Genomic DNA, 24,822 nt, shown 5'->3' with positions numbered 1-24,822 from the left:
ATCCTCCGCCGTTCCCTAAAGGCTACCTTCTGTGCGCCCGTGCTACGCCTGCACGAAGTTCTGGTACTTCAGGTCGTCCTCGCGCATCTCGTCGAGGATGCGCTCGACGATGATCTCCTCGGGGTTGTGGAGGCCGTCGACGCGCTCCTCGACGTCCTCGAAGCTCTCGAAGGGACCGTTGCGCTTGCGCTCGTCGAGGACGTTGTCCCGGAGCTTGTCGCCGATGCCCGGCAGGAGGTTCAACTGGTGGAGGCGCAGGGAGATGGGCTGGGCTTCGTTGTAGAAGTCCACGAAGCGCTGCTCGTTGGCTTCGACGACGTCCTCGACGACGTAGTCGAGTTCGGAGCGCGCGCCGTCCGAGAGGTCGTCGTAGTCGACGACGTGCCCGCGCTCGATGCCCGCCTCGAAGTCGGGGCGGATGCGCACGCGGTCCAGAATCGAGATGTCCGCGTCCGCTTCGAGGCTCAGTTCGTAGAGGACGAACCGGTCAGTAGAGACGGCGTACGCGAGCGCGCCGTCGCCGTAGCCGCGGCCGCCGTTCGAGCGGCCGTGCGCGAGGAAGTCGAGGACGACAGCGTACTCTTCGTCCTCGGTCGAAGACGATTCACTCATACGAACTGCTACGCCCAGCCGACACTTAAACGGTCGGCCACTCGACCCGAGTTAGGCGTATTTCGCGACGACGTCGAGAATGTCGTCGAGTTCGTCGCCCGAAAGCGCGTAGCGTTCCTGCGCGAACACCGCACGCAGTTCCGTACGGGTTCGCGGGAGCAGGTCGGCAATCTTGTACGCGACGGACTCGTCGCTGACGTGTTCGAGGGCGAGCAGGTCCTCGACGAGTTCGCGGGACTCCTCCGGTTCGAGGATGGCGAACCGGTTGACGTGCTCGACCGCTCGCGCCAGCTCGAAGCGGAGTTCGCGGTCCTCCTCGGCGGCGCGCTCGGCTTCGACGTCGGTCAGCAGCTCCTTCGCCTCGGAGACAGTGAGGAACTCCTCGTCGAGCGTTTCCTTGAAGATGGTCATGCTAGTCCTGCTGTGCGCGGAGGTGCGCTGCCGCCGCGATGACGACCTTGTCCTTACCGTTGTCGTTGATTTCGACCTTGAACGCGTCGCCCTGCTTCCCGAGGACTTCGCCGGTGAGGCCGTCGAATCGCGGGTGGAAGCGACCGTTCGCCGTGCTCGGGTCGGTCTTGAGGTGGACTTTCTGCCCTTCGTCGTACTCGGCGATTGCGCGCTGGGGCGGGGACGTGCCGCGGTCGCGGGGGTCGTTCGAGAGCTTCTCGCGGGTGCTGTTGAGGGGTCCGTTGGAGCTCGGCATAGTCGTACGCCCGATTACTCCCGTCGCGGTTATAAAACGCACGTTACGTGGTGGCCGAACGAAGTGAGGCCACGGTAATGCGAGCGCGGAGCGCAGCGATGCGCGAGGCGCGTGCTCGACCGACGGGAGGCCACGGTAATGCGAGCGGGAACACTGTGAGCCACGAAGCAGCGTACCCGACTCCTCAAAACCGCGAGCGCGTACGCCGCCGACGCACTCAAGTCCACTAGTGCGTTAGTCTCGCGTAATGAGAGTACGGGATTGGGAGGACATCGTCTCGAACGTCGTGGAGTCGAACGCCGACCCCGAGGGGTGGCGCGCGCTCGCCGGCGACCGCGAGTCCGGCGTCGGCGAGGACTTCTACCTCGGCCACCCGTCGCGGGGAGTCTATCACCTGAAAACGTACGCGAAGAACCCCTTCGAGGTGCGCGGCGTGGGGACGCGAGTCGCGCGGAAGGTCGACGACGGGCTGGCGGACTACCTCCCGGACGACGACAGCGGCCGGTTCGCCGTCCAGCAGCCCGTCGAGGACGAGGACGAAGCCGAGGACCGCGCGAGCAAACTGGAGCAGGTCGTGCAGGCGCACGCGGACGCGCCGACGACGCCCGGGGACTTCTTCGACGACGTGATGGACGCCCTGGAGAGTCCGGCGTTCGGGCCGATGGAGTACGACCCGTACGGCCGGCCGGACGCGATGGACGACCTCAAGGAGGAGTTCGCGGACGCCGAGGAACTACTCGATTCGGAACTCGACGACCTCGTCGAGGAGGACGACGTCGGCCGCGGCTTCCACTAGTTCTCGAACAGCGGCGCGAGTTCGTCCTCGTAGCACGGCTGGCAGACGTAGTAGTCGACGACGCCCGCGTCCGTCTTGGTGTGTATGGTCGCGTGGATGGCGTGCCCGAGTGGCACGTCGCCCTCGCAGATGCCAAGGTGGCCGGCATGCCGTCTCCCTCAACTAATAGATTCGTCTGTCGACACTTATAGCCGGGGGAGCGCAAAAGGAGTTAGTCGTCGCTGGAGCGCGAGACGACTTCGGTGTCGGGTTTCCGGTCCTTGACGTCGTCGACTATTGTGCCGACGTCAACGCGCTTCTCGCCGACGATTGCGCCCGCGAGCGCACCGACGCCCGCCGCTGTGCTCGCTGCGTTCCGGCTGACGATACCGCCAAGCGCACCGCCGACGGCGGCACCGATGGCTGCGTACTTCGCACGACTGAACACTCGCTTGAGTCGGCTCATAGGGGACAGTTGGCGACGAAGACTGATAAGTCTACTCGGCAGTCTCGTCCGACGTTGCGGGGACGCGAGCGAGCCACGCGCGGGGCGCGTCGAGTTCCGCGTCCGTCGGGAGGTACTCGGGACTGTCCCAGACGCGGCTGGCGCCGGCGAGCCCGCGGTCGGCGGCGACCGCTTCGAAGAACTCGCGGCCGCGCTCGTACTGCTCGCGCTTCAACTGGAGGCCGAGCGCACGCTTGACGAGCTTCGTCAGCGGGCTGCCGCCACGGCGGCGCGCGTCGAGTTTCGCGCGGAGGTCGGCGTACTCGCCGTCGAACGCCTCGTCCATCAACAGCTCCGCGTACCCCTCGACGGCGGTCATCGCGACGTGCAACTCCGCGAAGGCCTCGCGTTCGACCTCGCCCTCGGCGAGCGCGGCGACGCCGGCTTCGAGGCGGTCTTCGAGGTGGTCGGCGAGCCACGGCGCGGCACCGAACTCCGCGGCGTGGGTGACCTCGTGGAACGCAATCCAGCGCCGGAACCGCGGGAACGCGACGTCGAGATTGTCGGCGGCCGCGACGACGTTCGGGTGGACGAAGTAGAGCGCGTGGTCGGACGTATCGTCGGACTGCGTCCGACTGCTCGCCGAGGTTTCCTCGACGGCGTCGGCCAGCAGGAGCGGGTCGTACTGTCCGAGAACGTGCCGGGAGACGAACGCGAGCGCGCCCGCTGTGGTCGCCGTGTTCAGCGACCGCGCGACGCCGGGGAGGTAGCTGGCGCGCTGGTTCAGCGGCTCGAACGCGCGCCTGAACGTCTCGACGTTGGCGTCGACCCAGTGGTGGCGGTTCTGAATCTCGACGGTCTCGGGGACGTCGAAGTCGAGCCCGGAGACGTTGCGGAGCTGCTGGCGGGCGTCACGGACGTCGGCGGCGTACGCTTCGGCCTCAGCCTCGGAGAGGTCGAGGTCGCCGGGGTCGGTGGCGGCCTTCGCGGCCTCGGCGACGGCGTCCCAGTCGATAGCGCCGGTTCCGCTAGCGCCCGCGACAGCGCGTGCGCTCTCGAAAAGCGTCATAGGGGAAGTCGGCGACGAACGGCCAAAGCCCTTCTGCTGCTCGCGGCCTACGCTTCGAGTTCGCCGTCTTCGTCGCCGCTGCTGCGGCGCTTCAAGCCGACGAGCGCGGCGAGCACGACCAGCACGGCGAGCGCGACGAGCGCGCCCAGCCCGGCGGAACTACTCGGCTCCGCCTCCTCGTCTTTCCAGCCGACGCTTTCGACGTCCTCGTCGGCGGTCTCGTCGCTCTCCTCCTCGGTGGCTTCGAGCGCCTGCTCGCCAGCGCCCGTGACCATCGACGGGGAGAAGTCGAACTCCGACTCGTGGAAGTGTACCTCGATGAGTCCCATACCAGTCAGTTCGCCGAGACGCCATATATCCGTTGTGGGGTCGGCCGTGGCGCTCTCGGAGGATTCTTGCCCGCGGCTTCGACAGTACTCGTATGGACGAGACGCGAGACGCCTTCCTGCGCCGCCTGCTCGACGCGCCCAGCCCCTCCGGGTTCGAGACCGCCGGGCAGCGCGCGTGGGTCGACTACGTCGAGGAGTTCGCCGACGACGTACGCACGGACGCGTACGGGAACGCGGTCGCCGTCTACGACGGCGGCGACACCGAGGTCGCGTTCGCCGGCCACGCTGACGAACTCGGCTTCGTCGTGACTGCCATCACCGACGACGGCTTCCTGCGCGTGCGGCCGCTGGGTGGCGTCGACCGCTCGGTAACCGAGGGCTCGCAGGTCGCGGTCCACACCGACGAGGGTACCGTCAACGGTGTCGTCGGCCATACCGCCATTCATCTCCGGGAGGCTGGTGAGGACGCGCCCGCGGACGTCACCGAGCAGCACGTGGACGTCGGTGCCGAGGACGGCGAGCAGGCCCGCGAACTCGTGGAGGTCGGCGACCCCGCGACGCTCGCAGCGGGCGTCCACGACCTCGCGGGGACGCGCATCGCGGGCCGCGGCCTCGACAACCGCACGGGATCGTGGGTCGCCGCGGAAGCACTCCGGCGCGCCGCCGAACGGGGCGCTGACTGCACGGTGTACGCCGTCAACACTGTCCAAGAGGAACTCGGAACGCGGGGCGCGAGCATGGTGGCGTTCGACCTCGACCCGGACGTCGCGCTCGTCGTGGACGTCACGCACGCCGCGGACAACCCGTCGTACCCCAGCGCCCACGCCAGCGAGGTCGAACTGGGCGGCGGGCCGACCGTGACCCGTGGCGGGTCGAGTCACCCCGAGGTGGCGCGCGCGGTCCGGGCCGCGGGCGACGCGGAGGGCATCGACGTGCAGGTCGAGGCGATGTCCACGACGACGGGGACGGACGCGGACACGTTCTTCCGGGCGCGCAGCGGCATTCCCACAGTCGCCATCGGCATCCCGAACCGGTACATGCACACGCCCGCCGAAGTCGTGGACACCGAGGACGTCGAGGACGCCGCGGACCTGCTGGCGGCGTTCGCGGTCCGCGAGGCCGACCGGGAGTCGTTCGCAGTGGACGTCTGAAGTCGCCAGCGGTGCCAGCGGGCGTCGCTCCGGGTCGCGGCCGCGGTCCGGTACGCTTATAGACGCGACACGCACCCGTTGGTGTATGAGCGGCCGACCACTCGACGTACTCGAGGAGTCACTAGAGGAGACCGTCACGGTCCGACTCAAGGACGGCGAAGAGTTCACCGGCGTCCTCACGGGCTACGACCAGCACATGAACATCGTGCTGGAGGGCGAAGACACAACGATTATCCGTGGCGACAACGTCGTTACCATCAAACCATGACGGGAGCTGGGACCCCGAGCCAAGGGAAGAAGAACACGACGACGCACACGAAGTGCCGCCGGTGCGGCGAGAAGTCCTACCACACGAAGAAGAAGGTCTGTTCGAGCTGTGGCTTCGGCAAGTCCGCGAAGCGCCGTGGCTACAACTGGCAGGGCAAGACCGGCGACAACTAACGACTCCGTTTCTCCTGCGTTTCTCTCGACTCCGTAGCGACGCAGCCGTTCTGCGTTCTGAACATTCGTGACCTGGAGCCTGCGCTCTCGCACCGATTGAGAAGTCTGTCACCTTCCTTGATTTGTGGTAGCATGCCTATCCCACAGCTAGCACGTTCGTGCATACAACGACTGTGTGTTTCGGCGAGTTCGACACGGTTGCGGAAGTTTTACCCTGCCTGCCGGGGTAGGAGCGTCCATGTCACCCGGGCGCGAGGACGGCCCCGAGTTCGACCATCCCACAGAGAAGTGCGGCGTCGTCGGCGTCTCTCTCGCCGAGCGCGACGCCGCCTTCCCGACGTACTACGCGCTGTACGCGCTCCAACACCGCGGCCAGGAGTCCGCTGGCATCGTCACCCACGACGGCTTCCAGCAACACCAGCACGTCGGCATGGGCCTCGTCGGCGAGGCCTTCGACGAGTCCGACATCGAGGGACTCGTGGGCAGCGCCGGCATCGGCCACGTGCGCTACCCGACCGCGGGCAGCGTCGACAAGTCCTGCGCACAGCCGTTCTCCGTCTCGTTCAAGGGCGGCGCGCTCGGGCTCAGTCATAACGGCAATCTCGTGAACGCCGACGAGATCCGCGACGACCTCGCGAGCAGCGGGCACGCGTTCACCAGCGACGGCGACACCGAGGTCATCGCTCACGACCTCGCGCGCAACCTCCTCGACGAGGACCTCGTCGCCGCCGTCGAGACGACGATGAACCGCGTCCACGGGTCGTACTCGCTGACCATCATGCACGACGACTCCGTGCTCGGCGTGCGCGACCCGCTGGGCAACCGCCCGCTCGTCCTCGGGGAGCTCGACGACGGCTACGTGCTCGCCAGCGAGTCCGCGGCCATCGACACGCTCGGCGGCGACCTCGTGCGCGACGTCCGCCCCGGCGAACTCGTCGTCCTCCACGAGGACGGCGAGGGCTACGACTCCCACCAACTGGTCGAAGCCGAGAACACCGCGAACTGCTTCTTCGAGTACGTCTACTTCGCGCGCCCGGACTCCGTCATCGACGACGAACTCGTCTACGAGGTACGACGAGAACTCGGCCGCCAGCTCTGGACGGAGAACGGCGTCGACACGGACGTCGTGATGCCCGTCCCGGACTCCGGGCGCGCGTTCGCCTCCGGGTACGCCGAGGCCGGACAGGCCGACGGCGCGACCGTCGAGTTCGCGGAGGGCCTGATGAAGAACCGCTACGTCGGCCGCACGTTCATCATGCCCACCCAAGAGGCCCGCGAGCAGGCCGTCCGCCTCAAACTCAACCCCATCAAGTCCACCGTCGAGGGCCGCACCGTCACCGTCATCGACGACTCCATCGTCCGCGGCACCACGAGCAGCCAGCTCGTCGACCTCCTCCGCGAGGCCGGGGCGGAGGAAGTTCACGTGCGCATCGGCGCGCCGCCGATTAGCGCGCCCTGCTACATGGGCATCGACATGGCGACCCGCGACGAACTCATCGCCGCCGACAAGACCGCCAGCGAGATCGCCGACCAGATCGGCGCGGACAGCCTCTCGTATCTCTCGCTGGACGCCGTCACGACCGCAATCGGCCGGTCGGAGGCGGACCTCTGCGCGGGCTGCGTGACCGGCGAGTACCCCTACGACATTCCCGGCGAGGCCGCAGACCGCGACATCGACCACCCGGTCGAAGCGCCCGCCGACGACTGACGGTCCGCGCAGGCGCACGCAGTGTGGTTAGTAGAGCACGTACAACAGGAGGTAGACGACGATACCGAGCGCGAACGACACCAGCCACAGCGACGCCGCGACGCGGCCGACAGTCGCGTGGTTCGTCGCCGGAATCTCGTTCACCGGGCGGGTGCCCGCGAGCAACAGCGCGTAGTAGACCAGGGGAATCGACACCATCGCCAGCCCCATGTGGATAATCAAAATCGGGAGGTAGACGTACGTGTAGACCGCGTCCGGACCCGCGAATCCCGTGGTTCCCTCGACGACGATGCGGTAGAGGTAGAACGCGAGGAACAGCACGAACAGCAACGTCGATGTCAGCATCGCGGCCTTGTGGCGCTCGACGTCGCCGTTCCGAATCGCGCGCCAGCCGGCGGAGATGGTGACGATGGCGGCCGCGCTGAGTGCGGCGTTCACGGTCGGGAGCGCGTGCAGGACCGCGTCCGGCGCGTGCGGCACCGCGGACGCGGGCACGAACCCGCGGACGACGGCGATTACGAGCGCGAGCGACGCCACCGAGAGCACCGCGGTCAGCGAACGAACGTGCCGCCGCGCGAACCCGTCTGTCATGGCCGGCGGTTCGGACGCGCGCCCCATAGCGGTTTCCGTGTCGGCGACTCGCAGGGGACGGCCAAATCGTAGGGGTTTTAATTGGTCGGCGGGTACGGTGGATTGCAAACGCACGTAGCGAGCGTGGGTAGCCAAGCTAGGCCAAAGGCGCAGCGTTGAGGGCGCTGTCCTGTAGAGGTTCGCCGGTTCAAATCCGGTCCCACGCATCGCTCGGGCGGCGCTACGCGCCGCCGAACGCCGACGCGGCGAAGCCGCGGAGGCAAACGGCGATGCACGGTGATATCCCCTCTGGGACATCACCCACGCAAATTCTCGCGAAAGTAATACTCGACAGCAGCGCTGCTGTCCTTCTGCGTACACGCGAGTTCGCCAGCGCCGCGGCCAGCAGGAGGAGCGTCAGTTGTCGGTTTCGGGGTCGTCGATGGCGTCGTCGAGGCCGCTCTGTTGGGTGGCGTCGGCGACGTAGTCCGCGACGTCGCGTTCGTCGGCGGCTTCGATGCGGCGGGAGTCGGCGTCGCGCTGGGGTTGCGTAATCGTCTCCGTGCCGGTGAGGTCGACGAACAGCGACGCGAACCGGCTGTGTCGGTCAGTCGTCTGCGACATTCGTCTGGGTGGAGAGGGAGTTGGCGAACGTGGCGCTCGCGTCGGTGTCGGCGTGGTCGACAGTGAGGGCGACGCCGCTCGCGTCGACGGAGAGCGTGACGTCCTCGACGCCGCAGTCGTACTCGCTGACGTGCTTGCCGGAGCGGCGCACGCGCAGCGACTCTTCGAGGAGGCCGGCGTCCGCGAGGATGTCGACCTTGCGGTAGGCCGTCGACTGGGGGAGGTCGTACTGCTCGGAGATTTCGTTGACGGTGAGCGTGGCGTCCCGGGTGGCTTCCAGAATCGTCCGGCAATCGGCGTCGTCGAGCGCGTCGAGGATGTTCTGGACGTTCTCGGCGTCGGCGTGCGTGGTGGGGCCGTCGTCGCGGTCACGGATGCCGGCGGGCAGCTGACTCTGACTCATATTTCGTAGAATGCGCTCCGGGGGGAGGAGTGTACGACCCCGGTATCGAGGGGGGTTTAAGTAAGGACGGCGGGGCGGGCCGCTCGCTGCGGGAGGCGGCCAGTCAGGACCCTTCTTCGAGCACGTCCGCGAAGAGCTTGCGCTGGGCGGCGGTGAGGTGCTCGGTGAGCGTCGACGGGGTAATGTCGAGTTCGTCGGCGACATCCGTGGCGTTGGCCTCGCGGGGCTGGGCGAAGTAGCCCATGTCGTGGGCGGTCTGGAGCACTTCGAGCTGGCGGTCGGTGAGCTTCCCGCGGTCGACGAACACCGTGTCGCGGGGGGCGCCACCGGTGGGCGCGCGGACGAGGCGCTGGATGTCGACCTCCGGGTAGCGGTCGCGGAACTCGCTGACGATGGCCTGGAGCTGGTCGAAGCTCTCGGCGTGGAAGACGACTTCGAGGTCGCCAGAGTGTGCGAAAAAGCGGTCGACAGGTGTGTCGAACTCGCCCAGACAGACGCAGGGGCAGTCGGCGTCGGTGTCGTGAGTGACGCGGTAGAGGTGGCGGTCGGCGTACTCGAAGACCGGGTCGTCGTAGTCCTCGGGGACGGCGTCGGCGTCGACGAGGAACTCGGTGACGCAGTCCGCGGAGTCGGCGGCCGCGACGCTCGTGGAGACGTCGCTGATAGTGGTGCTGGCGCGCTCGGAGAGGTCGGCGACGGGGCAGACCGCCGGCGCGGGGAACTCGACGGTGACGCGAATCCCGCCAGACATTAGCAGCCCGTTGGCTGGCTCCGTACTTGAGCGTGCGGGTCTACCGCAACAGGAAGGGGGCCCGGGAGAAGCAGCGCGGTCAGTCGTGGCGCTCGGAGAGTTCGATGTGGCGGCCGCTGATGGTGTCGGCGCGGAGTTCGTACAGCTTGATGTCGAGGTCGGGTTTGGCTTCGCCCCAGATTTCGAACAGCGGGCGTTTCGCCTCGCCGTACTGTTCGACGTGCTCGACGGTCATCTCGTCGCGAGGAATCCCGGCGAGCGTGCCGGTGACGACGACGCTCTGGTAGGTGGGTTCGTCCTCCTCGTAGACGACGAGGCGGGCGTCGGGGTTCGAGGAGAGGAACTCGCGTTTCTCGCTCTCCGGCGTGGAGACCAGCCGGAGGTAGAACGTGCGGTCGTCGGCGTCGTACCCGTAGGAGATGGGAATCGCGTACGGGTCGTCGTCGCGGGCGAGCGAGAGCACGCCGGTTTCGTGGCGGCCGAGGAGCGCGTCGGTGTCCGACTGCGTCATCTCGGTCTGCTTCTCCAGGGCCATCGTAGACATGTCGTGCTTGTTCGGCAGTATCTTTATACTTGCCCATCTGGAGTGCGGAAAACCCGGACACGCGTACGGGCGTACGTACTGCCAGCGAGGAGCGAACCGTCGAACGGAGTCGTTACTCGGGCGCGTCGGTCGGGGAGAACGCCTCGGTGGTGACCGAGGCCCCGCAGACGACGCACCCGTTCTCCACGAGGGCGTCCCGCATCGAGGGGTTGACTGCCATCGACTCCCCGCAACTCGGGCAGACGAAGGTGAACTCCTCACTGGCGCTCATCGCTACCTGAGCGTATGCTCGCTCCCGGTAAATGAACCCCCCTGTTTCCAAACGTCTGAGAACAACTGCTGTGCGACCCTACCCGTCAGCGGAACCGTCCCGCAAATCCCGAAACACGGCGCTTCAGGGCATCCAATCGTTCTCCGGCGGAGACCGCGGGAATCGACGGGACCTCACCCGCAGAATCCGTCGAGCGCTCCGGGAGCACAGCGCGGACGTGGTGGCGGACGACGACCAGCGCTGCGCCGACGACGAGCACCGGGAAGCCCGCGAGTGCGACGGCCGAGAGGGGTTCGACCGAGGGCGACACCTGCACGCCGAGCCCGTACGCGACGTAGACGCAGCCGACGAGCACGGCGACGGTGGCAGCGGCGACGGCGAATCCGAGCCGCCGGGTGCGGGCGGCGAGATACGTGCAGAACGCCTCGACTTTCCCCGCGACGTGCGTGGCGGCGTCGCCGTGAGATTCGCTGGTGCCCGCGCGCTGGACAGCCGAAGTCTGCTCGCGCGTGAACGCGGCGAGCCCGGGCCGCGGCGCGACGGCGGCGTGGACGGCGACGCCCGCTGCGATTGCCGTGCCGACCGCGACCGCAGCGACGCCGACGCTGACGGGTCCCGTGAGCACGATTCGGGAGCCGGTCGGCGGGCGGAAGATTGCGACGACCGCGAGCGTCGCGGCGAGCAGGAACGCCGCGAGGCCGAGCACGCGCCACGCGACGGCGCGGACGCCGTCGAGCGCGTCGAGGTGGGCGTCGAGCACCGTCTCGGTTCCAGTGACGGCGGGCGCGCTCGCGTCGAACGGTTCTGGGTCGGGTCGACGGTCCCCGGGCGTGCCACCGGGCGGAACGTCGAACGCGAGCGGGTCGGCGACCGCGTCCTCGACGAGGCGCGCGGGCGTCGTGTACTCCGCGCGGAGGTCCGCAGCGACGGCCTCGGGCAGCCGGTAGAGTGAGTCGTCGCGGCGCGCGTCGTCCATCCCCAGCGAGAGCAACGAGACGTGGTCGAGCGCGGGCTGGACGTTCGTGAGCGTGACGACGCCCCACTCGCCGGCGGGCTCCTCGACGTCGGTGTAGCGGGCGACCTCGCTGCTGTCCGCGGTGGTCGTCCACACCTGACCGACGCAACGCAGGCCGAACTCGCGGTGGAAGAAGACGTAGTCGCCGCGGTCGAGGGCCGCGAGGACGTCCGTGTCACGGGTCGCCCACGCGTGCGTGTCGGCGAGGCTGCGGAGGAGGCCCGAGACCGCGGGCGGCTCCGCGGCGGTCGCGTACCCCTTTCCGAAGGCGTCGGTGACGTCCTCGCTGGTCAGTGAGGCGAGGTAGACGCTGTCGGCGAAGTCGGCGGGCATACGGGAGCGCTGACGCCGCGGGTACTTAACTGTCGCCCGCGAGATTTCTGGCGGTTCCGGCCGGCAAGCGGGGTATTAAAATGTCGGCACCTCCATACGGCAGGGTATGCCGAAGTATTCGACCGGCGATGCCAGCGGCGGCGGGGGCGGACAGACCTGCGAGCTCTGCGGGTCGTCCGCCGACTCCCTCCGCACCGCGGACGTCGCGGGGGCGGAGCTCACGGTCTGCCCCGACTGCGCGAGCAGCCACGACGAGAGCCCCGACCGGAGTCCCGACGAGGACCAGGAACGCAAGCAGCAGGCCGCACAGAACACGGCCCGCGCGCTCGACCAGGCGACCGGCGACTCCAGTCACTGGGAGGAGAACGGCACCGACTACGAGCGCGACCAGCTCCCGTACCTCGTCTCGGACTACGGCGAGCGCGTCGTCCGCGCGCGCCAGGAGGCCGGCCTCCAGCGCGAGGAGCTCGCCGAGGAGCTCGACATCGACGAGTCGGACCTGCTCGCGGTCGAGCAGGCGCGTGCGACGCAGGCGAGCGTCGGCGGGTCGGTCGTCGCGGCGCTCGAAGCGCGCCTCGACGTGGAACTCAGCGACGAGTAGCCCGGCGAACGCGGCTCGCAGCCGGGAATCAGTCACCTTTTTTCAGGCAAGACGCAAAGGCGGTGTATGGACCTCTCCGCCGAGCAGCGCCAGATACGGGACGCCGTCCGGGAGTTCGCGACCGAGGAGATTCGCCCGACGGCGGCCGACGCCGACCGCGAGCAGGAGTTCCCCGAGGCCGTCTGGGACGGCCTCGGGGAGATGGGGATGACCGCGATGACCGTCCCGGAGGCGTACGGCGGCCTCGACGTGGACAGTCTCACGTACAGCGTCGTCAACGAGGAGGTCGCGTACGGCGCGCTGTCGGTGGCGACTGCGCTCTCCGTGCACTGCCTCGCGACGTCGTGCATCGCGGAGTTCGGCAGCGACGACCTCAAATCCGAGTGGCTGCCGGAGATGGCCGACGGCCGGCCCGTCGGCGCGTTCGCGCTCTCGGAGCCCGAAGCCGGCTCGAACCCCGCGCAGATGACCACCGAGGCAGTCCGCGACGGCGACGAGTACGTGCTGAACGGGAAGAAGCAGTGGATTACGAACGGCCAGCGCTCCGGCGTCGCCATCGTCTTCGCGAAGGTGGACGGCGACGACAAGATAACGCAGTTCCTCGTACCCAAGGACACAGAGGGTATCGAGGTCGGGAAGAAGGAAGACAAACTCGGGCTGCGCGCCAGCGACACCACCGCGTTGCTGTTCGACGACTGCCGGATTCCCGCCGAGTACCGGCTCACCGAAGAAGGCAAGGGGATGTCCGCGGCGCTGCACATCCTGACTGGGGGCCGCATCGGCATCGCGTCGCAAGCGGTCGGGCTCGCGCGGGCCGGCCTCGACGCGGCGCTCTCGTACGCCGACGAGCGCGAGCAGTTCGACCAGCAACTCTCGGAGATTCAGACGATTCGGCACAAGCTCGCGGACATGGAGACGCAGACGCAGGCTGCGCGGCTGCTCGCGCGCGACGCCGCCCGGCGGGCGGACGCGGGCGAGGACCACCGCGACGCCGCGGCGAAGGCGAAGTACTTCGCCAGCGAGGCCGCCGTCGACGTCACCAACGAAGCCGTCCAGATTCACGGCGGCTACGGCTACACCACCGACTTCGACGTCGAGCGATTCTACCGCGACGCCAAGATTACGACCATCTACGAGGGTACATCCGAGATTCAGAAAGAGGTCATCGCGCGCGGCCTACTGGACTGAGCGGCCGCACGACCTTTGGGCCAGCGCGCCGACGCCCCGGACATGACCGACACCGAGGACTGGCAGCGCGACGTCGTCGAACCCGTGTTGCGGGTGCTCCACCAGGCGGGCGTCGCCGTCACCGCGGACGTGGTCGCGACGAACCTCGACGCTGTACTCGACGACGCGCCGACCGCCGTCGAGGTGGACGCCGCACTCGCGGAACTGGACGAGGACAACTTCGTGCGGACGTTCGCGGACACCGACGACTACTACGTGATTACGGACCGCGGCAGCGGCCACGTCAGCAACGAACTCGAAGCAGAGGGGTTCGGCTTCGTCGACTGACCCACCGAAGTTGCTAAGCCTCGGGACAGCCTACGCGGAGTCGTGACTGACTACGAGGCAGTGGTCTACGACCTCGACGGGACGCTCGTCCGGCTCGCGGTCGACTGGGCGGTCGTCGAGCGCGAGGTCGCCGCGCGGCTCCGCGAGGCAGGCGTCGACCCCAGCGCGTACGACATGTGGGAGATGCTGGACGCCGCCGAGGACGCGGGCATCGGGAGTGACGTCCACGACCTCATCGCGAGCCACGAGCGCGACGGTGCGACCCGCGCACAGCGCCTGCCGGGCGCGGACGAACTCGCGGGCCTCGACGCCCCCGCGGCGGTCTGCTCGCTGAACGCGGAGGACGCGTGTCGCACCGCGCTGGAGCGCCACGACCTGCTGGACTCGTTCCGCGTGGTCGCGGGCCGCGACACGGTGCCCGCGCGCAAGCCCGACTCGCGGGCGCTGACGTGGGTACTGGACGAACTCGGCGTCGAACCCGAGAATGCGCTGTTCGTCGGCGACTCGGCCTCGGACGAAGTGACTGCCGAGCGCGCGGGCACGTCGTTCCGCTGGGCGTAGCTACTCCTCGACGTTCCGGCGCGCGTACCAGTACGTCGCGAGCGCGGTGAGTAGCCAGACGACTGCGCCGACGCGCACCGCGAACGACACCCGGGCGGCCCACGTCGGCAGCGTGTAGAATAGCGAGAGAACGACCACCGCAGGCGCGCCGACGACGATGGTGAGCACGAACGTCGTCTGCATCACCCAGCCGTAGTCGACACCCTCCGGGTCGGTCTCCTCCTGTAACTCCGGCACACGCGAAAGCATGGCGGCCCCCAGCATAACTTCCCCGTTGTGCGGCCCGGTTCGCGTACGTTTATCACGACGCCGGCGCGACCACGAAGTATGCCGACCGTCCGAGACGTCCGCCGGAACGCGGGCGACGAGCCGATAACGATGCTGACCGCGTACGACGCGCCGACCGCTAGCGTCGTCGACGACGCGGGCGTCGACGTGATTCTCGTCGGCGACAGCATGGGCAACGCGAAGCTCGGCTACGACACCACGCTCCCCGTGACCGTCGACGAAGTCGCGAGTGCGACCGGCGCAGTGTCCCGAGTCACCGAGGACGCCGTGGTCGTCGCAGACATGCCGTTCCTGAGTTTCGGAGCGGACGAAGCCGACAGCATCGAGCACTGCGGCCGCATGCTGAAGGAGGCGAACGCCGACGCCGTGAAACTCGAATCCGGCCCGCACACGGTCGAACTCACGGACCGGCTGACGGACCTCGGGATTCCCGTGATGGCCCACCTCGGGCTGACGCCCCAGCACGTCAACCAACTCGGCGGCTACTTCCGGCAGGGAACCGACCAGAGCGCCGCCAAACGCATCCTCGACCTCTCGCGCGAGCACGAGGACGCGGGCGCGTGCTCGCTCGTGCTCGAACACGTCCCCGCGAACGTCGCCAGCGACGTCACGGACGCCCTCGACGTTCCGACCATCGGCATCGGTGCTGGCCCGGGCACAGATGGCCAGGTGCTCGTCGTGGACGACGCCATCGGGCTCTCCGAGCGCAGTCCGCCGTTCGCCGAACAGTTCGGCGACGTCAAAACGGAGATGGAGAACGCCGTCGAGGGCTACGTCGACGCGGTCGAATCCGGGGAGTTCCCCAGCGAGGAGCACAGTCACGTCGAGGAAGACGTGGATTCTCTCTATTAGCGCACTTTTTCCAGCGCTCGGTCACTGCCGCTCCCTCGCTTGCAAAAACTTGCTGAAAAAGCACTCCTCCCTCCCGTTGTCTGCGGGCGACCCGCGAGTCGCCCGCAGGCCTGAGGGACGGCTCCGCCGCCCCTCTCTGGTCGGTCGTCGGCCCGCGCTCACTCGGTTCGCGCGGTAAACCGCTTCGCTCGGGCTCGTTAGACCCCTCGCTCGCGGATGCTCGCTCTAAGGATTTGGACTGCTAGAGCGAGTTCTCGTCGAGGAACGACGTGAGTTCGTCGTTGAACGCTTCGGGCGCTTCCAGCATTGCGAGGTGGGCGGCGTCGTCGACGGTCGTCCACGCCCCGTCTTGCACGTGTTCTGCGACGTACTCGTGGTACTGTGCGGGCGTGAGGCGGTCGTACTCGCCCGTGAGCGCGAACACCGGCGTCTCGATTTCGCCGAGGCGGTCGCGGACATCGAACGTGTGACAGGACAGGAAGTCGCGTTCGACGACCTCGCGGCCGGCTTCGCGCATCGCGTCCTTCGAGAAGGCGAGTTCGCGCTCGCTGGGGTCGTGGAAGAGCATGTCCTCCCGGTGGAGGAATTCGACGGCACGAGAGAAACCGTCGCCCTCGCCGGCCAGCCAGTCCCGGAGTTCGTCGAGCACCGAGAGCTTCGCGCCGGAGCCCGCGAGCACGACGGCGTCGGCGTCGAACGCCGCGTCGAGGACAGCAGTGAGGACGACAGCGCCGCCGAGGCTGTTCCCGACGAGCACGCCGGCGTCGACCTCGTCGGCGACCGCGCGCACGTCCTCGACGTACGCGGCGAGCATCTCGGGGCCGGGCTCGGTGTCCACGTCGTCGCTCTCGCCGTGGCCGCTGAGGTCGACGGCGACGACCGGGCGCTCGCCGGACAGCCGGGCGAGCTGTGCCTTCCAGACCGCGTGCGTGCCGCCGCTGCCGTGGACGCAGAGCAGCGGCGTCCCGCCGCCCCCGCGGTCCTCGACCCGGTAGGCGGTCGCGCGGCCGTCGTGGGTGACCGTCTGCATGGTTCCGGCGAGGACGACCAGCGCCAAAACACCTACGGCGATGTGAACCGCAATTCTACCTGTCGCACTATCGCCGTACCGTCCCCCACCGCCCGACGGTAAGTTTATACGTGTGCACTGGTAACTTTACGTTAGTCAAATGAACCCCAAATCCTTCACCGAGCAACTCGATGCGCCGGCCCGACGGTTCGACTACGGCGACGAAACCGTCCTCGTCGCGGACCTCGGGGTTGCCGACGACGCGGTCTCGATTGACGTCGTCGACGAGACGGTCATTCTCGTCGTCGAAACCGACGACGAGCCGCACCAGCACGAGTTCGACGTGCCCGCGGGCACGGTCGCGAAAGCGCTTATCAACAACGGCATCGTCACCGTCGAGGTGGAACGATGAAACTCACGGTCAAGCCGCTCAAGCAGAAGGACGCAGGCCGTGGACTGGCCGCCATCGACCGCGCGGCGATGGACGAACTCGACCTCGAGAACGGCGACTACGTCGTCCTCAGCAGCGACCAGGGTCGCGCCGTCGCCCGCGTCTGGCCGGGCTACCCCGAAGACGAGGGCGAGGGCATCGTCCGCATCGACGGCCGCCTCCGACAGGAGGCCGACGTCGGCATCGACGACAACGTCGCCGTCGAACCCGCCGACATCAAGCCCGCGACCGCCGTCACGGTCGCGCTCCCGCAGAACCTCCGCGTTCGCGGCGACATCACGCCGATGGTGCGCGACCGCCTGAGCGGCCGCCCCGTCACCACCGGCCAGACCATCCCCATCTCCTTCGGTTTCGGCGGGATGAGCACGGTCTCCGGCCAGCAGATTCCCGTCAAAATCGCCGACACGGATCCCGACGGCACGGTCGTCGTGAGCAACGACACCGAGATTCAGGTCTCCGAGCAGCCCGCCGAGGAAATCGCCGCGGGCGCTCCCGCCGGCGAAGGCGGCGACAGCACGCCGAACGTCGCCTACGAGGACATCGGTGGCCTCGACCGCGAACTCGAACAGATCCGGGAGATGATTGAGCTGCCGATGCGCCACCCAGAGCTGTTCCAGCAACTCGGCATCGAGCCGCCGAAAGGCGTGCTCCTCCACGGCCCGCCGGGCACCGGGAAGACGCTCATCGCGAAGGCCGTCGCCAACGAGATCGACGCGCACTTCCAGACCATCTCCGGCCCCGAAATCATGTCGAAGTACTACGGGGAGAGCGAGGAGAAGCTCCGTGAGGTCTTCGACGAGGCCGAGGAGAACGCCCCCGCCATCGTCTTCATCGACGAACTGGACTCCATCGCGCCCAAGCGCAGCGAGACGCAGGGTGACGTTGAGCGCCGCGTCGTCGCCCAGCTGCTGAGCCTCATGGACGGGCTCGAAGAGCGCGGCGACGTCACGGTCATCGCGGCGACCAACCGCGTCGACGCCATCGACCCCGCGCTCCGCCGCGGCGGCCGCTTCGACCGCGAAATCGAAATCGGCGTCCCGGACAAAGAGGGCCGCACGGAGATTCTCCAGGTTCACACGCGCGGCATGCCCCTCGCCGAGGAAATCGACATCGACGCGTTCGCCGAATCCACGCACGGATTCGTCGGCGCGGACATCGAGAGCCTCGCGAAGGAAGCCGCGATGAACGCGCTCCGGCGCGTCCGCCCGGAAATCGACCTCGAAGCCGACGAAATCGACGCCGAGCTCCTCGAATCCATCCAGGTCACCGAGGACGACTTCAAGGCCGCGCTGAAGGGCATCGAGCCCTCGGCGCTCCGCGAAGTGTTCGTCGAAGTCCCGGACGTCACCTGGGACCAGGTCGGCGGCCTCGAAGACACCAAAGAACGCCTCCGCGAGACCATCCAGTGGCCGCTCGACTACCCCGAGGTCTTCGAATCCATGGACCTCGAATCCGCGAAGGGCGTGCTGCTGTACGGCCCGCCGGGCGCCGGGAAGACGCTGCTCGCGAAGGCCGTCGCCAACGAGGCCAACTCGAACTTCATCTCCGTGAAGGGCCCCGAACTCCTCAACAAGTACGTCGGGGAGTCCGAGAAGGGCGTCCGCGAGGTCTTCGAGAAGGCCCGCGCGAACGCCCCTACTGTGGTGTTCTTCGACGAAATCGACTCCATCGCCGGCGAACGCGGCGCCAACATGGGCGACTCCGGCGTCGGCGAACGCGTCGTCAGCCAGCTCCTCACGGAACTGGACGGCATCGAGGAACTGGAGGACGTGGTGGTCGTCGCGACGACGAACCGCCCCGACCTCATCGACAGCGCGCTGCTCCGCCCGGGCCGCCTGGACCGCCACGTCCACGTCCCCGTCCCGGACGAGGACGCACGCCGCGCCATCCTCGAAGTCCACACCCGGAACAAGCCGCTGGCTGACGACGTCGACCTCGACTACCTCGCCAGCGAGACCGGGAACTTCGTCGGCGCGGACGTCGAAGCGCTCGTCCGCGAAGCCACGATGAACGCCACCCGGGAGTTCATCAACTCCGTCGATCCCGAGGAAGCCATCGAATCCGTCGGCAACGTCCGCATCACTGCCGAGCACTTCGAGGAAGCGCTCTCGGACATCACGCCGAGCGTCGACGAGGACGTCCGCGAACAGTACGACGAACTCGAAGAGAAATTCGAGAAAGCCGCCGCCCCCGAGGACGAAGAACCCACGACCCCCGGGGCGTTCCAGTAGTAGTACCTTTTTTGCGCTAAAAAAGCCCGCTCGCGTACGGCGAGCGGTGAAACGCGCGGCTCCGCCGCGCGTATGCTGCTAACTAACCCACTCCTTTCGCTGTTCACTCCGCTTGAACGGCCGCGACGCTATTCTCGGTAGAATGCAGTTTCGGTACTGAGACGCCGTCAGTCCAGTTTCTCGGCGGCGTCCTTCTCGACGAGCGGCTTCGCGTTCTCCTCCGGGAGCGTCACGATGTCCTCGGCTTCGAGCGTGTACGGGCGTTCGTCCACGCCGAAAATCTCGCCGACGTCGTCGGTCACGCGCACCTTCGTCCGGGCCACGTCCCCGTCGGATTCCGTATCTTCGTCCGGCTGCTCGTCGTCGGCGACGCGTTCGAGATCCTCGGCGACGGCTTCGGGAGGCTCGGCAGGCACGCGGTCTGATTCGGGGAGGTCCTCGCCAGCGTCCGGCTCGGGGGCTGGCTCCGCGTCCGCGTCGTCGAGTCCGCCACCCATCGCGGCTGCCGCAGACGAATCCTCGGCGGATTCGGGCGTCGGGTCCGTCGGCGTCCGGCCGGTGGCGTCGCCGAGCGGTCCCGTGTCGGAATCCGCCGATTCGGCGCTCGTCGGTTCGGCGTCCCCGGAGATGACGTCGAGCACGTGGTTCTTGTTGGACTCGATGCGCTCGACGAGGTCGCCGTACAGGGCGCGCTCCTCGTCGGTGAGCCCTTCGGCGTCGTCGGGCATCCCCGCAGCCGCGAGGCTCGCCTGCTTGACGAGCTTGCCCATGCGGCGCTCGTAGATGGCTTCCGCGACCTGCTCGGCAGTCTCGACCTTGTCCGTGAGCTCCTGGACCTCGGGGTCGCCGAACGGGTCGTCGGCCGCGCTCGCGGCGGCCTCCCGGCGGTCCTTGAGCTCCGCGATGTACGCCGCGACGTCGGCGTAGAACGAGTCCCGAAGCTCCTGGAGGCCGTCGGTCGCGCGCTCCCGGGTCTGGGCCGCCCGTAAGTCTTCGAGGTTCATTGCTTGGCTTTCTCCGCGGTGCCGCGGGCCATCAGGAAGACGCCCGCGTACTCTGGGACCGAGACGACGCCCGGTCGCACCGTAAGCGTTTCCCCGAGCAGTTCCAGCGTGCGCTCCTCCTGGACGTCGACGGTGATGTCGTGGCCGACGAACGTCTCCGGGACGGCGTCCACCAGCGGGTCGAAGTCGTCCAGTTGCTCCCGAGTGAGCCGCTGGACCTGCAGGCCGCTCCCGCCGTGCAGCGTTCCTGGCAGCCGAATCAGGCGATTCGTGTCCGTCGTCACGGGCTCGTCGATGGGCGCGTTCTCGGCCTCGACGGTCTCCGCGACGTACTTCCGCGCGACCTTCAGGAACGCCGGATGCACGTCGACGTTGCCCGCGCGCACCGCCTCGGTGTTGTTCGCGACGGCGTTGTAGATGGCGCGCGCGGACTTCTCGCCGATGCCCTCCATCCCGGAGAGGTACTCGACGGCGTCGTCCTCGCCGCGTTCGAGCAGGTCGTCGGCGAACTCGCCGAGGCGCTCGGTGACGCGTCGCCCCCACCCGCCGTCCGCGGGGAGCACGCGCTTGTTCGTCGGATTCTTCAGCCCGAGTCCCTCGACGGTCTCCTCGCGTACGAGCGAGTCGAGTTCGAGTTCGTTCCCGCGGACGTAGTCCACGATTTCCCGGCGCTGCTCGCGTTCGAGGTCGTGGATGCCCTCGTCACGAACGTGTACGTGGTAGCCGCGGCCGCCGGAGAATGTCACTGTCAGGTCCTCGAAGCCGAAGTCGCGTTCGAGGAAGTCCAACAGCCGGTAGAGCGCGTCCTTGCACTTCGCGAGCATCTGCGCGTACGTGTCCTCGCCGAGCGTCACGCTCGGCAAGTGGTCGGCGTCAAGGTCGAAGACCAAATCGGAGCCCAGCCAGTTCTTCTGCTCCATCGTCGACGCACCCGGCGTCTCGTAGAACCCCGCCGAGAAGTAGACGTGGCGGGGTCGCTCCCGTTCGAGGAACGCCGACGTGTTCCCCAAATCGAGCGTGGACTTGTGCCGGACCATCGTCGTGTCCGGCCCCGACGTCCACGGAATGTACCCCCACTCGCGGTCGTCGGCGCGCGGCGGGAGCTGTACCTCCGAGCGGCGATAGAAGTCGCCGAAACGCCCCCGGAGATACGCGCGGGTCCGTTCCTCCATAGCGGGAAACGCGTACGCCGACCGCGGGTAAATGCGTGTCGTCTCTCTCGTCTGTGTGGGTTGGCTTGCCCCGACAGCAACGTCGAGGTGGCGAAGGTGTTAGCGTCGCCCACTCGCACCCCTCCGCCAGAGGCCGAGTCGTGCTCGTGAAACGAATCCTTTTAACGCACGGCGAATGAACCAGACCGTATGGCCATCAAGCCCGACTACGTCAAGAAGACGGGGAACATCCTCATGGAGCGATACCCCGACGCGTTCAGCCGCGAAGACTTCGAGCACAACAAGGAAGCCGTCACCGAGCTCACGAACGTGGAGTCGAAGCCGGTCCGCAACCGCATCGCGGGCTACATCACGCACAAGCGCGAGTAGTTTTCCTGCGGCGTGCGCCGGGGAACGTGCCGAATTTTCCACGACCCGAAGGGGTTTCACTACCCGGTTCTGAGAGTGGGGTATGACATCTGTCGGCGTACTCGGAGCGACTGGCGCGGTCGGCCAGCGATTCATTCAGTTGCTGGACGGCCACCCGGAGTTCGAACTCTCAGTACTCACCGCGAGCCCGGAGAGCGCGGGGAAGCGATACCGCGAAGCGGCGAAGTGGCGTCTCGATACGCCGATTCCCGAGGACGTGGCGGACGTCGAGGTCCACGACACCGACCCGGACGAGATTCCCGACGACACCGACCTCCTGTTCTCCGCGCTGCCCTCCAGCGTCGGCGAGCGCGTCGAACCCGCGCTCTGCGAGGCCGGGTTCGTCGTCTCCTCGAATTCGAGTAACGCGCGGGCGGCCGACGACGTCCCGCTCGTGATTCCCGAAGTGAACGCCGACCACCTCGACCTCATCGACGTCCAGCGCGACGAGCGCGGGTGGGACGGCGCGCTCGTGAAGAACCCGAACTGCTCGACGATTACGATGGTGCCGACGCTCGCTGCGCTGCGCCAGTTCGGCCTCGAACGCGTCCACGTCTCGACGCTGCAGGCCGTCTCGGGCGCGGGCTACTCGGGCGTGACGTCGATGGAAATCATCGACAACGCGGTCCCGCACATCGGCGGCGAGGAAGCGAAGATGGAGACCGAGTCCCGGAAGCTCCTCGGCGAGTTCACGGACACCGAGGTCTCCTGGAATGACGCCAGCGTCTCCGCCTCCTGCAACCGCATCCCGACGCTGGACGGTCACCTGGAGAACGTCTTCGTGGAGACCCGCGACGAGCCGACGCCCGCCGAGGTCGCCGAAGCCTTCGAGGACGCGCCGACGCTGGACCTGCCGAGCGCGCCCGACCAGCTCGTGCACGTCTTCGAGGAGCCCGACCGCCCGCAGCCGCGCCTCGACCGCATGCTCGGCGGCGGGATGGCGGTCGCGGCGGGCGGCATCCAGAAGACTGACACGGGCATCCAGTACAACTGCCTCGCGCACAACACCATCCGCGGCGCCGCCGGCGCGAGCCTCCTCAACGGCGAACTGCTCGCCAGCGAAGGCTGGGTCTGAGACGCCCCCGTTCGTTTTAACCGCTGGTCCCGCGAACCGCCTGTCGTGACTCGCATCGAGTGGACGTACACAGTCGAGACGAGCCGGCTGCTGCGCGCGCTCGCGCTCGTCGCGTTCGGTGCTATCGGTGGGCTGTTCGTGCTCGTCGCCGCGCTCGCCGCGGTCGTCGTCGCCGGCTCGCTGCTCGCGGGCGAGTTCGCCGTCCTCGCGATACTGTTGGCGTTCGGCCTGCTCGGCGCGCGCCGGCTGGCGACCCACACCGCGCTCGCGCGCAGCAACAAAGGCGGCTTCCCGGAGTTCGCCTCCGGCCGCGAACTGCTCGCCGCGAGCGTCGGCTGGGCCGCGTTCCTCGGCGCACTCCTCGCGCTCGACGTCCCGTCGCAGGTCGTCTACGCCTGCATCCTCGTCGCCGTCTTCGCCTGCCTCCCGCTCGCCGCGGCGCTGCGGAGCGACGGGTGCGTGGACACAGCCGAGGGCGTCTTCGAAGCGAACGACCGCGAAGTATCGCTCGCAGCCGTCGACGACGTCCGCCAGTACGACCTCGGACCGGTCTCGGTGCTACGCGTTCGCTATCACGATGGTGCGGGCGGCGCGTCAGACCCGCGAATCGTCACGGTTCCCCGCGAGGACGCCGACCGCGTCCGAACCGCTCTCGAATCGAGCGAGGCGGAACCGCCGGCGAACTCCCGGAACCCGACGATTACGCGAACGCTGTACGCGTTCGGCGTCGGGTCGTTCGCGCTCGCCGCGGCGTTCGCGTACTTCGCGCTCACCGAATCCGGGGACGCGACGATTATCGGCGGCTACGTCGCGGTGTTCGCGGGGTTCTTCGGCGCGCTGTTCGTCTGGCTGGGCTACGTCGAGGGTTAGGCGACGCGGTTGCGCAGTTCCTCGTCGGTATCGAGGCGCGGGACGTTCGTCGCGAGGATGTCGGCGAGGCGGTCCCAGTACTGGGGGGTCTGTCCGGCCGTGTGGGGGGTCACGACGACGTTTTCGAGCGTCCACAGCGGGTGGTCTTCGGGGAGCGGCTCGGGGTCGGTGACGTCGAGCGCGGCACCGCGGATGTGCTCCTGGCGCAGCGCGGAGACGAGGTCGTCCGTGTCGACGACGCCGCCGCGTGCGACGTTCACGAGCACGCTCTCCGGCGGCAGCGTGTCGAGTGCTTCCCTGTCGACGAGGTTCCGCGTGGTATCCGAGAGCGGGCACGCCAGCACGAGGTAGTCGGTGCGCGCGAACGCGTCGTGGAGCGCCTCGTCGTCGAACCCGATAACCTCGTCCGTCGGGCCGCCCTTCTCGGCCGTGTACCGCACGCCGATGGTGTCCACGTCGAACCCCTGGAGGCGCTGGACGATGCCCTGCCCGATGGCACCGAGGCCGACGACGGTGACCGTCGAATCCTTCAGCTCGTACGCCTGATAGTGGCGGAATTCGCGGTTCTGCTGGCGTCGCCACCCTTCGTGGAGACTGCGCGCGAACGTCAACACGTACCCGAGCACTTGCTCGGCAGCGCTCGGCGCGTGCACGCCCGCGGCGTTCGTCACCGCGATGTCCCGGGACCGGAACGCGTCCAACGGCAGATGCTCGTAGCCGGCGTACGCGCCAGCGAACAGCTCTAGTTTCTCGGCTCGTGCGAGCAGTTCCTCGTCGATGTCGCCGCCCGTCACCACGCGAGCGTCCGCGACGAGTTCGCGCTCGTCGGCCGGCGTCCGCGCGAGCGCGATGTCCTGCTCGGGGAGGCAGTCGCGCAGCGCGGCGGCGTACTCCGACATCGGGGTGCCGTGGGCACCCGTCCGCAGTACTGTGATGTCTGGCATCGCCTCGCTCGTCGGCGGCGACCACCCTAAGCGTTGTGCGACGGGAACCCTACTCGCCGCTTTACGAAGGGTTTTTGGCTCGTATCAACTACGC

33 protein-coding genes and 1 tRNA gene are annotated in these 24,822 nt (G+C 68.0%); 16 read left to right on the top strand and 18 right to left on the bottom strand.

The features are described from left to right. Positions 1 to 42 precede the first annotated feature (42 nt). From LT974_RS10845 to LT974_RS10835, 3 genes are read right to left on the bottom strand one after another with little or no spacing between them, the layout of a single operon-like run. Complete coding sequence (locus tag LT974_RS10845) at positions 43 to 612, bottom strand: DUF655 domain-containing protein (protein ID WP_232587681.1); 570 nt, start codon at positions 610 to 612, stop codon at positions 43 to 45. Positions 613 to 663: 51 nt separating this feature from the next. Next, positions 664 to 1,023: an RNA polymerase Rpb4 family protein gene (locus LT974_RS10840; RefSeq protein ID WP_230889045.1), complete on the bottom strand. Its 360-nt coding sequence runs from the start codon at positions 1,021 to 1,023 to the stop codon at positions 664 to 666. A gap of 1 nt (position 1,024) precedes the next feature. After that, positions 1,025 to 1,318, bottom strand: coding sequence for a 50S ribosomal protein L21e (locus LT974_RS10835; protein ID WP_232587680.1), 294 nt, complete (start codon positions 1,316 to 1,318; stop codon positions 1,025 to 1,027). Between the two features lie 247 nt (positions 1,319 to 1,565). Here LT974_RS10835 and LT974_RS10830 point away from each other — a divergent pair, with 247 nt between their 5' ends. Beyond that, entirely contained in the window at positions 1,566 to 2,114 is a 549-nt protein-coding gene (locus tag LT974_RS10830) for a hypothetical protein (RefSeq protein ID WP_232587679.1), read from the top strand. A gap of 211 nt (positions 2,115 to 2,325) precedes the next feature. On the opposite strand, the gene LT974_RS10825 is transcribed toward LT974_RS10830, so the two are convergent. The 3 genes from LT974_RS10825 to LT974_RS10815 are packed head-to-tail and all read right to left on the bottom strand — an operon-like array spanning position 2,326 to position 3,936. Beyond that, on the bottom strand, positions 2,326 to 2,559 hold the full coding sequence (locus LT974_RS10825) for a glycine zipper 2TM domain-containing protein (protein ID WP_232587678.1): 234 nt from the start codon (positions 2,557 to 2,559) through the stop codon (positions 2,326 to 2,328). 31 nt (positions 2,560 to 2,590) lie between these two features. After that, the gene (locus tag LT974_RS10820; protein WP_232587677.1) at positions 2,591 to 3,607 is read right to left on the bottom strand and encodes a zinc-dependent metalloprotease; all 1,017 of its coding nucleotides are present in this window, start codon (positions 3,605 to 3,607) and stop codon (positions 2,591 to 2,593) included. A 47-nt stretch (positions 3,608 to 3,654) separates the two neighbouring features. Then, positions 3,655 to 3,936, bottom strand: a complete 282-nt coding sequence (locus LT974_RS10815) for a hypothetical protein (protein ID WP_232587676.1) — start codon at positions 3,934 to 3,936, stop codon at positions 3,655 to 3,657. A 92-nt stretch (positions 3,937 to 4,028) separates the two neighbouring features. On the opposite strand from LT974_RS10815, the gene LT974_RS10810 reads away from it, so the two are divergent. The 4 genes from LT974_RS10810 (at position 4,029) to purF (ending at position 7,236) form a co-directional block, all read left to right on the top strand. Next, a complete protein-coding gene (locus LT974_RS10810) occupies positions 4,029 to 5,087 on the top strand; it encodes a M20/M25/M40 family metallo-hydrolase (protein WP_232587675.1) in 1,059 nt (352 codons plus the stop codon). 85 nt (positions 5,088 to 5,172) lie between these two features. After that, complete coding sequence (locus tag LT974_RS10805; RefSeq protein ID WP_058983693.1) at positions 5,173 to 5,355, top strand: LSM domain-containing protein; 183 nt, start codon at positions 5,173 to 5,175, stop codon at positions 5,353 to 5,355. Further along, positions 5,352 to 5,528, top strand: a complete 177-nt coding sequence (locus LT974_RS10800) for a 50S ribosomal protein L37e (protein ID WP_058983694.1) — start codon at positions 5,352 to 5,354, stop codon at positions 5,526 to 5,528. The genes LT974_RS10805 and LT974_RS10800 overlap by 4 nt, the downstream gene beginning before the upstream one ends. Before the next feature lie 238 nt (positions 5,529 to 5,766). Beyond that, positions 5,767 to 7,236 carry an amidophosphoribosyltransferase gene (purF, locus tag LT974_RS10795; RefSeq protein ID WP_232587674.1) on the top strand — a complete coding sequence of 490 codons (1,470 nt, stop codon included), beginning with the start codon at positions 5,767 to 5,769 and terminating at the stop codon, positions 7,234 to 7,236. A 27-nt stretch (positions 7,237 to 7,263) separates the two neighbouring features. Here purF and LT974_RS10790 read toward each other — a convergent pair whose 3' ends face one another. Then, positions 7,264 to 7,827 (bottom strand): DUF420 domain-containing protein, encoded by a 564-nt coding sequence (locus tag LT974_RS10790; RefSeq protein WP_232587673.1) that lies wholly within the window; start codon positions 7,825 to 7,827, stop codon positions 7,264 to 7,266. A gap of 121 nt (positions 7,828 to 7,948) precedes the next feature. Between LT974_RS10790 and LT974_RS10785 the strand changes: the two genes are divergently transcribed. Then, positions 7,949 to 8,033, top strand: a tRNA-Leu gene (locus tag LT974_RS10785). A gap of 190 nt (positions 8,034 to 8,223) precedes the next feature. Here the strand turns inward: LT974_RS10785 and LT974_RS10780 are convergent. The 6 genes from LT974_RS10780 to LT974_RS10755 all read right to left on the bottom strand — a co-directional run bounded on the left by LT974_RS10780 (position 8,224) and on the right by LT974_RS10755 (position 11,747). Next, on the bottom strand, positions 8,224 to 8,430 hold the full coding sequence (locus LT974_RS10780; protein WP_232587672.1) for a hypothetical protein: 207 nt from the start codon (positions 8,428 to 8,430) through the stop codon (positions 8,224 to 8,226). Continuing rightward, a complete protein-coding gene (locus LT974_RS10775) occupies positions 8,414 to 8,833 on the bottom strand; it encodes a winged helix-turn-helix domain-containing protein (RefSeq protein ID WP_232587671.1) in 420 nt (139 codons plus the stop codon). Before LT974_RS10775 ends, LT974_RS10780 begins: the two co-directional genes overlap by 17 nt. Before the next feature lie 103 nt (positions 8,834 to 8,936). Then, a complete protein-coding gene (locus tag LT974_RS10770) occupies positions 8,937 to 9,584 on the bottom strand; it encodes a helix-turn-helix domain-containing protein (RefSeq protein ID WP_232587670.1) in 648 nt (215 codons plus the stop codon). Positions 9,585 to 9,663: 79 nt separating this feature from the next. Next, positions 9,664 to 10,119 carry a pyridoxamine 5'-phosphate oxidase family protein gene (locus LT974_RS10765; RefSeq protein WP_232590253.1) on the bottom strand — a complete coding sequence of 152 codons (456 nt, stop codon included), beginning with the start codon at positions 10,117 to 10,119 and terminating at the stop codon, positions 9,664 to 9,666. 121 nt (positions 10,120 to 10,240) lie between these two features. Continuing rightward, positions 10,241 to 10,399 carry a DUF7560 family zinc ribbon protein gene (locus LT974_RS10760; RefSeq protein ID WP_232587669.1) on the bottom strand — a complete coding sequence of 53 codons (159 nt, stop codon included), beginning with the start codon at positions 10,397 to 10,399 and terminating at the stop codon, positions 10,241 to 10,243. Between the two features lie 85 nt (positions 10,400 to 10,484). After that, positions 10,485 to 11,747, bottom strand: coding sequence for a hypothetical protein (locus LT974_RS10755; protein ID WP_232587668.1), 1,263 nt, complete (start codon positions 11,745 to 11,747; stop codon positions 10,485 to 10,487). Between the two features lie 106 nt (positions 11,748 to 11,853). Between LT974_RS10755 and LT974_RS10750 the strand changes: the two genes are divergently transcribed. The 4 genes from LT974_RS10750 (at position 11,854) to LT974_RS10735 (ending at position 14,424) form a co-directional block, all read left to right on the top strand. Further along, entirely contained in the window at positions 11,854 to 12,348 is a 495-nt protein-coding gene (locus LT974_RS10750; RefSeq protein WP_232587667.1) for a helix-turn-helix domain-containing protein, read from the top strand. 66 nt (positions 12,349 to 12,414) lie between these two features. After that, positions 12,415 to 13,536, top strand: a complete 1,122-nt coding sequence (locus LT974_RS10745) for an acyl-CoA dehydrogenase family protein (RefSeq protein ID WP_232587666.1) — start codon at positions 12,415 to 12,417, stop codon at positions 13,534 to 13,536. Positions 13,537 to 13,578: 42 nt separating this feature from the next. After that, complete coding sequence (locus tag LT974_RS10740; RefSeq protein WP_232587665.1) at positions 13,579 to 13,863, top strand: hypothetical protein; 285 nt, start codon at positions 13,579 to 13,581, stop codon at positions 13,861 to 13,863. A gap of 42 nt (positions 13,864 to 13,905) precedes the next feature. Beyond that, the gene (locus LT974_RS10735) at positions 13,906 to 14,424 is read left to right on the top strand and encodes an HAD family hydrolase (RefSeq protein ID WP_232587664.1); all 519 of its coding nucleotides are present in this window, start codon (positions 13,906 to 13,908) and stop codon (positions 14,422 to 14,424) included. Here the strand turns inward: LT974_RS10735 and LT974_RS10730 are convergent, their stop codons facing one another. Then, the gene (locus tag LT974_RS10730) at positions 14,425 to 14,661 is read right to left on the bottom strand and encodes a DUF5822 domain-containing protein (RefSeq protein ID WP_232587663.1); all 237 of its coding nucleotides are present in this window, start codon (positions 14,659 to 14,661) and stop codon (positions 14,425 to 14,427) included. A gap of 90 nt (positions 14,662 to 14,751) precedes the next feature. On the opposite strand from LT974_RS10730, the gene panB reads away from it, so the two are divergent. Next, a complete protein-coding gene (gene panB, locus LT974_RS10725) occupies positions 14,752 to 15,564 on the top strand; it encodes a 3-methyl-2-oxobutanoate hydroxymethyltransferase (protein ID WP_232587662.1) in 813 nt (270 codons plus the stop codon). A gap of 241 nt (positions 15,565 to 15,805) precedes the next feature. On the opposite strand, the gene LT974_RS10720 is transcribed toward panB, so the two are convergent. Further along, positions 15,806 to 16,594: an alpha/beta fold hydrolase gene (locus LT974_RS10720; protein ID WP_232587661.1), complete on the bottom strand. Its 789-nt coding sequence runs from the start codon at positions 16,592 to 16,594 to the stop codon at positions 15,806 to 15,808. A 139-nt stretch (positions 16,595 to 16,733) separates the two neighbouring features. On the opposite strand from LT974_RS10720, the gene LT974_RS10715 reads away from it, so the two are divergent. Together LT974_RS10715 and LT974_RS10710 are read left to right on the top strand one after the other, a co-directional pair. Next, positions 16,734 to 16,985: a DUF7127 family protein gene (locus LT974_RS10715; RefSeq protein WP_230892800.1), complete on the top strand. Its 252-nt coding sequence runs from the start codon at positions 16,734 to 16,736 to the stop codon at positions 16,983 to 16,985. Further along, positions 16,982 to 19,255 carry a CDC48 family AAA ATPase gene (locus LT974_RS10710; protein WP_232587660.1) on the top strand — a complete coding sequence of 758 codons (2,274 nt, stop codon included), beginning with the start codon at positions 16,982 to 16,984 and terminating at the stop codon, positions 19,253 to 19,255. Before LT974_RS10715 ends, LT974_RS10710 begins: the two co-directional genes overlap by 4 nt. Before the next feature lie 167 nt (positions 19,256 to 19,422). On the opposite strand, the gene LT974_RS10705 is transcribed toward LT974_RS10710, so the two are convergent. Then, complete coding sequence (locus LT974_RS10705; protein ID WP_232587659.1) at positions 19,423 to 20,259, bottom strand: DNA replication complex subunit Gins51; 837 nt, start codon at positions 20,257 to 20,259, stop codon at positions 19,423 to 19,425. Further along, a complete protein-coding gene (gene priS, locus LT974_RS10700) occupies positions 20,256 to 21,431 on the bottom strand; it encodes a DNA primase small subunit PriS (protein WP_232587658.1) in 1,176 nt (391 codons plus the stop codon). Before priS ends, LT974_RS10705 begins: the two co-directional genes overlap by 4 nt. A 189-nt stretch (positions 21,432 to 21,620) precedes the next feature. On the opposite strand from priS, the gene LT974_RS10695 reads away from it, so the two are divergent. The 3 genes from LT974_RS10695 (at position 21,621) to LT974_RS10685 (ending at position 23,784) form a co-directional block, all read left to right on the top strand. Then, the gene (locus LT974_RS10695) at positions 21,621 to 21,800 is read left to right on the top strand and encodes a 30S ribosomal protein S17e (RefSeq protein ID WP_059057270.1); all 180 of its coding nucleotides are present in this window, start codon (positions 21,621 to 21,623) and stop codon (positions 21,798 to 21,800) included. 82 nt (positions 21,801 to 21,882) lie between these two features. Continuing rightward, entirely contained in the window at positions 21,883 to 22,914 is a 1,032-nt protein-coding gene (asd, locus tag LT974_RS10690) for an aspartate-semialdehyde dehydrogenase (protein ID WP_232587657.1), read from the top strand. 45 nt (positions 22,915 to 22,959) lie between these two features. Then, positions 22,960 to 23,784 (top strand): hypothetical protein, encoded by an 825-nt coding sequence (locus LT974_RS10685; RefSeq protein WP_232587656.1) that lies wholly within the window; start codon positions 22,960 to 22,962, stop codon positions 23,782 to 23,784. Here the strand turns inward: LT974_RS10685 and LT974_RS10680 are convergent. Continuing rightward, complete coding sequence (locus tag LT974_RS10680) at positions 23,781 to 24,728, bottom strand: D-2-hydroxyacid dehydrogenase (RefSeq protein ID WP_232587655.1); 948 nt, start codon at positions 24,726 to 24,728, stop codon at positions 23,781 to 23,783. The two genes, LT974_RS10685 and LT974_RS10680, sit on opposite strands and share 4 nt — an antisense overlap. Positions 24,729 to 24,822: the final 94 nt, after the last annotated feature.

Source organism: Halobacterium noricense, from assembly GCF_021233435.1.
Lineage (GTDB): Archaea > Halobacteriota > Halobacteria > Halobacteriales > Halobacteriaceae > Halobacterium > Halobacterium noricense.
Note: the sequence above shows the minus strand (reverse complement) of the source record. Positions and strands in the feature narration are given on the sequence as shown.

What these genes read in the sequence shown, in the direction of transcription:
- LT974_RS10805 (WP_058983693.1), top strand. Translation starts at nt 5,173, where the DNA reads ATGAGCGGCCGACCACTCGACGTACTCGAGGAGTCACTAGAGGAGACC.
- LT974_RS10775 (WP_232587671.1), bottom strand. Translation starts at nt 8,833, where the DNA reads ATGAGTCAGAGTCAGCTGCCCGCCGGCATCCGTGACCGCGACGACGGC.
- panB (WP_232587662.1), top strand. Translation starts at nt 14,752, where the DNA reads ATGCCGACCGTCCGAGACGTCCGCCGGAACGCGGGCGACGAGCCGATA.
- asd (WP_232587657.1), top strand. Translation starts at nt 21,883, where the DNA reads ATGACATCTGTCGGCGTACTCGGAGCGACTGGCGCGGTCGGCCAGCGA.
- LT974_RS10755 (WP_232587668.1), bottom strand. Translation starts at nt 11,747, where the DNA reads ATGCCCGCCGACTTCGCCGACAGCGTCTACCTCGCCTCACTGACCAGC.
- LT974_RS10720 (WP_232587661.1), bottom strand. Translation starts at nt 16,594, where the DNA reads ATGCAGACGGTCACCCACGACGGCCGCGCGACCGCCTACCGGGTCGAG.
- LT974_RS10760 (WP_232587669.1), bottom strand. Translation starts at nt 10,399, where the DNA reads ATGAGCGCCAGTGAGGAGTTCACCTTCGTCTGCCCGAGTTGCGGGGAG.
- LT974_RS10825 (WP_232587678.1), bottom strand. Translation starts at nt 2,559, where the DNA reads ATGAGCCGACTCAAGCGAGTGTTCAGTCGTGCGAAGTACGCAGCCATC.
- LT974_RS10750 (WP_232587667.1), top strand. Translation starts at nt 11,854, where the DNA reads ATGCCGAAGTATTCGACCGGCGATGCCAGCGGCGGCGGGGGCGGACAG.
- LT974_RS10740 (WP_232587665.1), top strand. Translation starts at nt 13,579, where the DNA reads ATGACCGACACCGAGGACTGGCAGCGCGACGTCGTCGAACCCGTGTTG.
- LT974_RS10840 (WP_230889045.1), bottom strand. Translation starts at nt 1,023, where the DNA reads ATGACCATCTTCAAGGAAACGCTCGACGAGGAGTTCCTCACTGTCTCC.
- purF (WP_232587674.1), top strand. Translation starts at nt 5,767, where the DNA reads ATGTCACCCGGGCGCGAGGACGGCCCCGAGTTCGACCATCCCACAGAG.
- LT974_RS10695 (WP_059057270.1), top strand. Translation starts at nt 21,621, where the DNA reads ATGGCCATCAAGCCCGACTACGTCAAGAAGACGGGGAACATCCTCATG.
- LT974_RS10800 (WP_058983694.1), top strand. Translation starts at nt 5,352, where the DNA reads ATGACGGGAGCTGGGACCCCGAGCCAAGGGAAGAAGAACACGACGACG.
- priS (WP_232587658.1), bottom strand. Translation starts at nt 21,431, where the DNA reads ATGGAGGAACGGACCCGCGCGTATCTCCGGGGGCGTTTCGGCGACTTC.
- LT974_RS10810 (WP_232587675.1), top strand. Translation starts at nt 4,029, where the DNA reads ATGGACGAGACGCGAGACGCCTTCCTGCGCCGCCTGCTCGACGCGCCC.
- LT974_RS10780 (WP_232587672.1), bottom strand. Translation starts at nt 8,430, where the DNA reads ATGTCGCAGACGACTGACCGACACAGCCGGTTCGCGTCGCTGTTCGTC.
- LT974_RS10715 (WP_230892800.1), top strand. Translation starts at nt 16,734, where the DNA reads ATGAACCCCAAATCCTTCACCGAGCAACTCGATGCGCCGGCCCGACGG.
- LT974_RS10680 (WP_232587655.1), bottom strand. Translation starts at nt 24,728, where the DNA reads ATGCCAGACATCACAGTACTGCGGACGGGTGCCCACGGCACCCCGATG.
- LT974_RS10770 (WP_232587670.1), bottom strand. Translation starts at nt 9,584, where the DNA reads ATGTCTGGCGGGATTCGCGTCACCGTCGAGTTCCCCGCGCCGGCGGTC.
- LT974_RS10790 (WP_232587673.1), bottom strand. Translation starts at nt 7,827, where the DNA reads ATGACAGACGGGTTCGCGCGGCGGCACGTTCGTTCGCTGACCGCGGTG.
- LT974_RS10835 (WP_232587680.1), bottom strand. Translation starts at nt 1,318, where the DNA reads ATGCCGAGCTCCAACGGACCCCTCAACAGCACCCGCGAGAAGCTCTCG.
- LT974_RS10815 (WP_232587676.1), bottom strand. Translation starts at nt 3,936, where the DNA reads ATGGGACTCATCGAGGTACACTTCCACGAGTCGGAGTTCGACTTCTCC.
- LT974_RS10845 (WP_232587681.1), bottom strand. Translation starts at nt 612, where the DNA reads ATGAGTGAATCGTCTTCGACCGAGGACGAAGAGTACGCTGTCGTCCTC.
- LT974_RS10830 (WP_232587679.1), top strand. Translation starts at nt 1,566, where the DNA reads ATGAGAGTACGGGATTGGGAGGACATCGTCTCGAACGTCGTGGAGTCG.
- LT974_RS10710 (WP_232587660.1), top strand. Translation starts at nt 16,982, where the DNA reads ATGAAACTCACGGTCAAGCCGCTCAAGCAGAAGGACGCAGGCCGTGGA.
- LT974_RS10745 (WP_232587666.1), top strand. Translation starts at nt 12,415, where the DNA reads ATGGACCTCTCCGCCGAGCAGCGCCAGATACGGGACGCCGTCCGGGAG.
- LT974_RS10705 (WP_232587659.1), bottom strand. Translation starts at nt 20,259, where the DNA reads ATGAACCTCGAAGACTTACGGGCGGCCCAGACCCGGGAGCGCGCGACC.
- LT974_RS10820 (WP_232587677.1), bottom strand. Translation starts at nt 3,607, where the DNA reads ATGACGCTTTTCGAGAGCGCACGCGCTGTCGCGGGCGCTAGCGGAACC.
- LT974_RS10765 (WP_232590253.1), bottom strand. Translation starts at nt 10,119, where the DNA reads ATGGCCCTGGAGAAGCAGACCGAGATGACGCAGTCGGACACCGACGCG.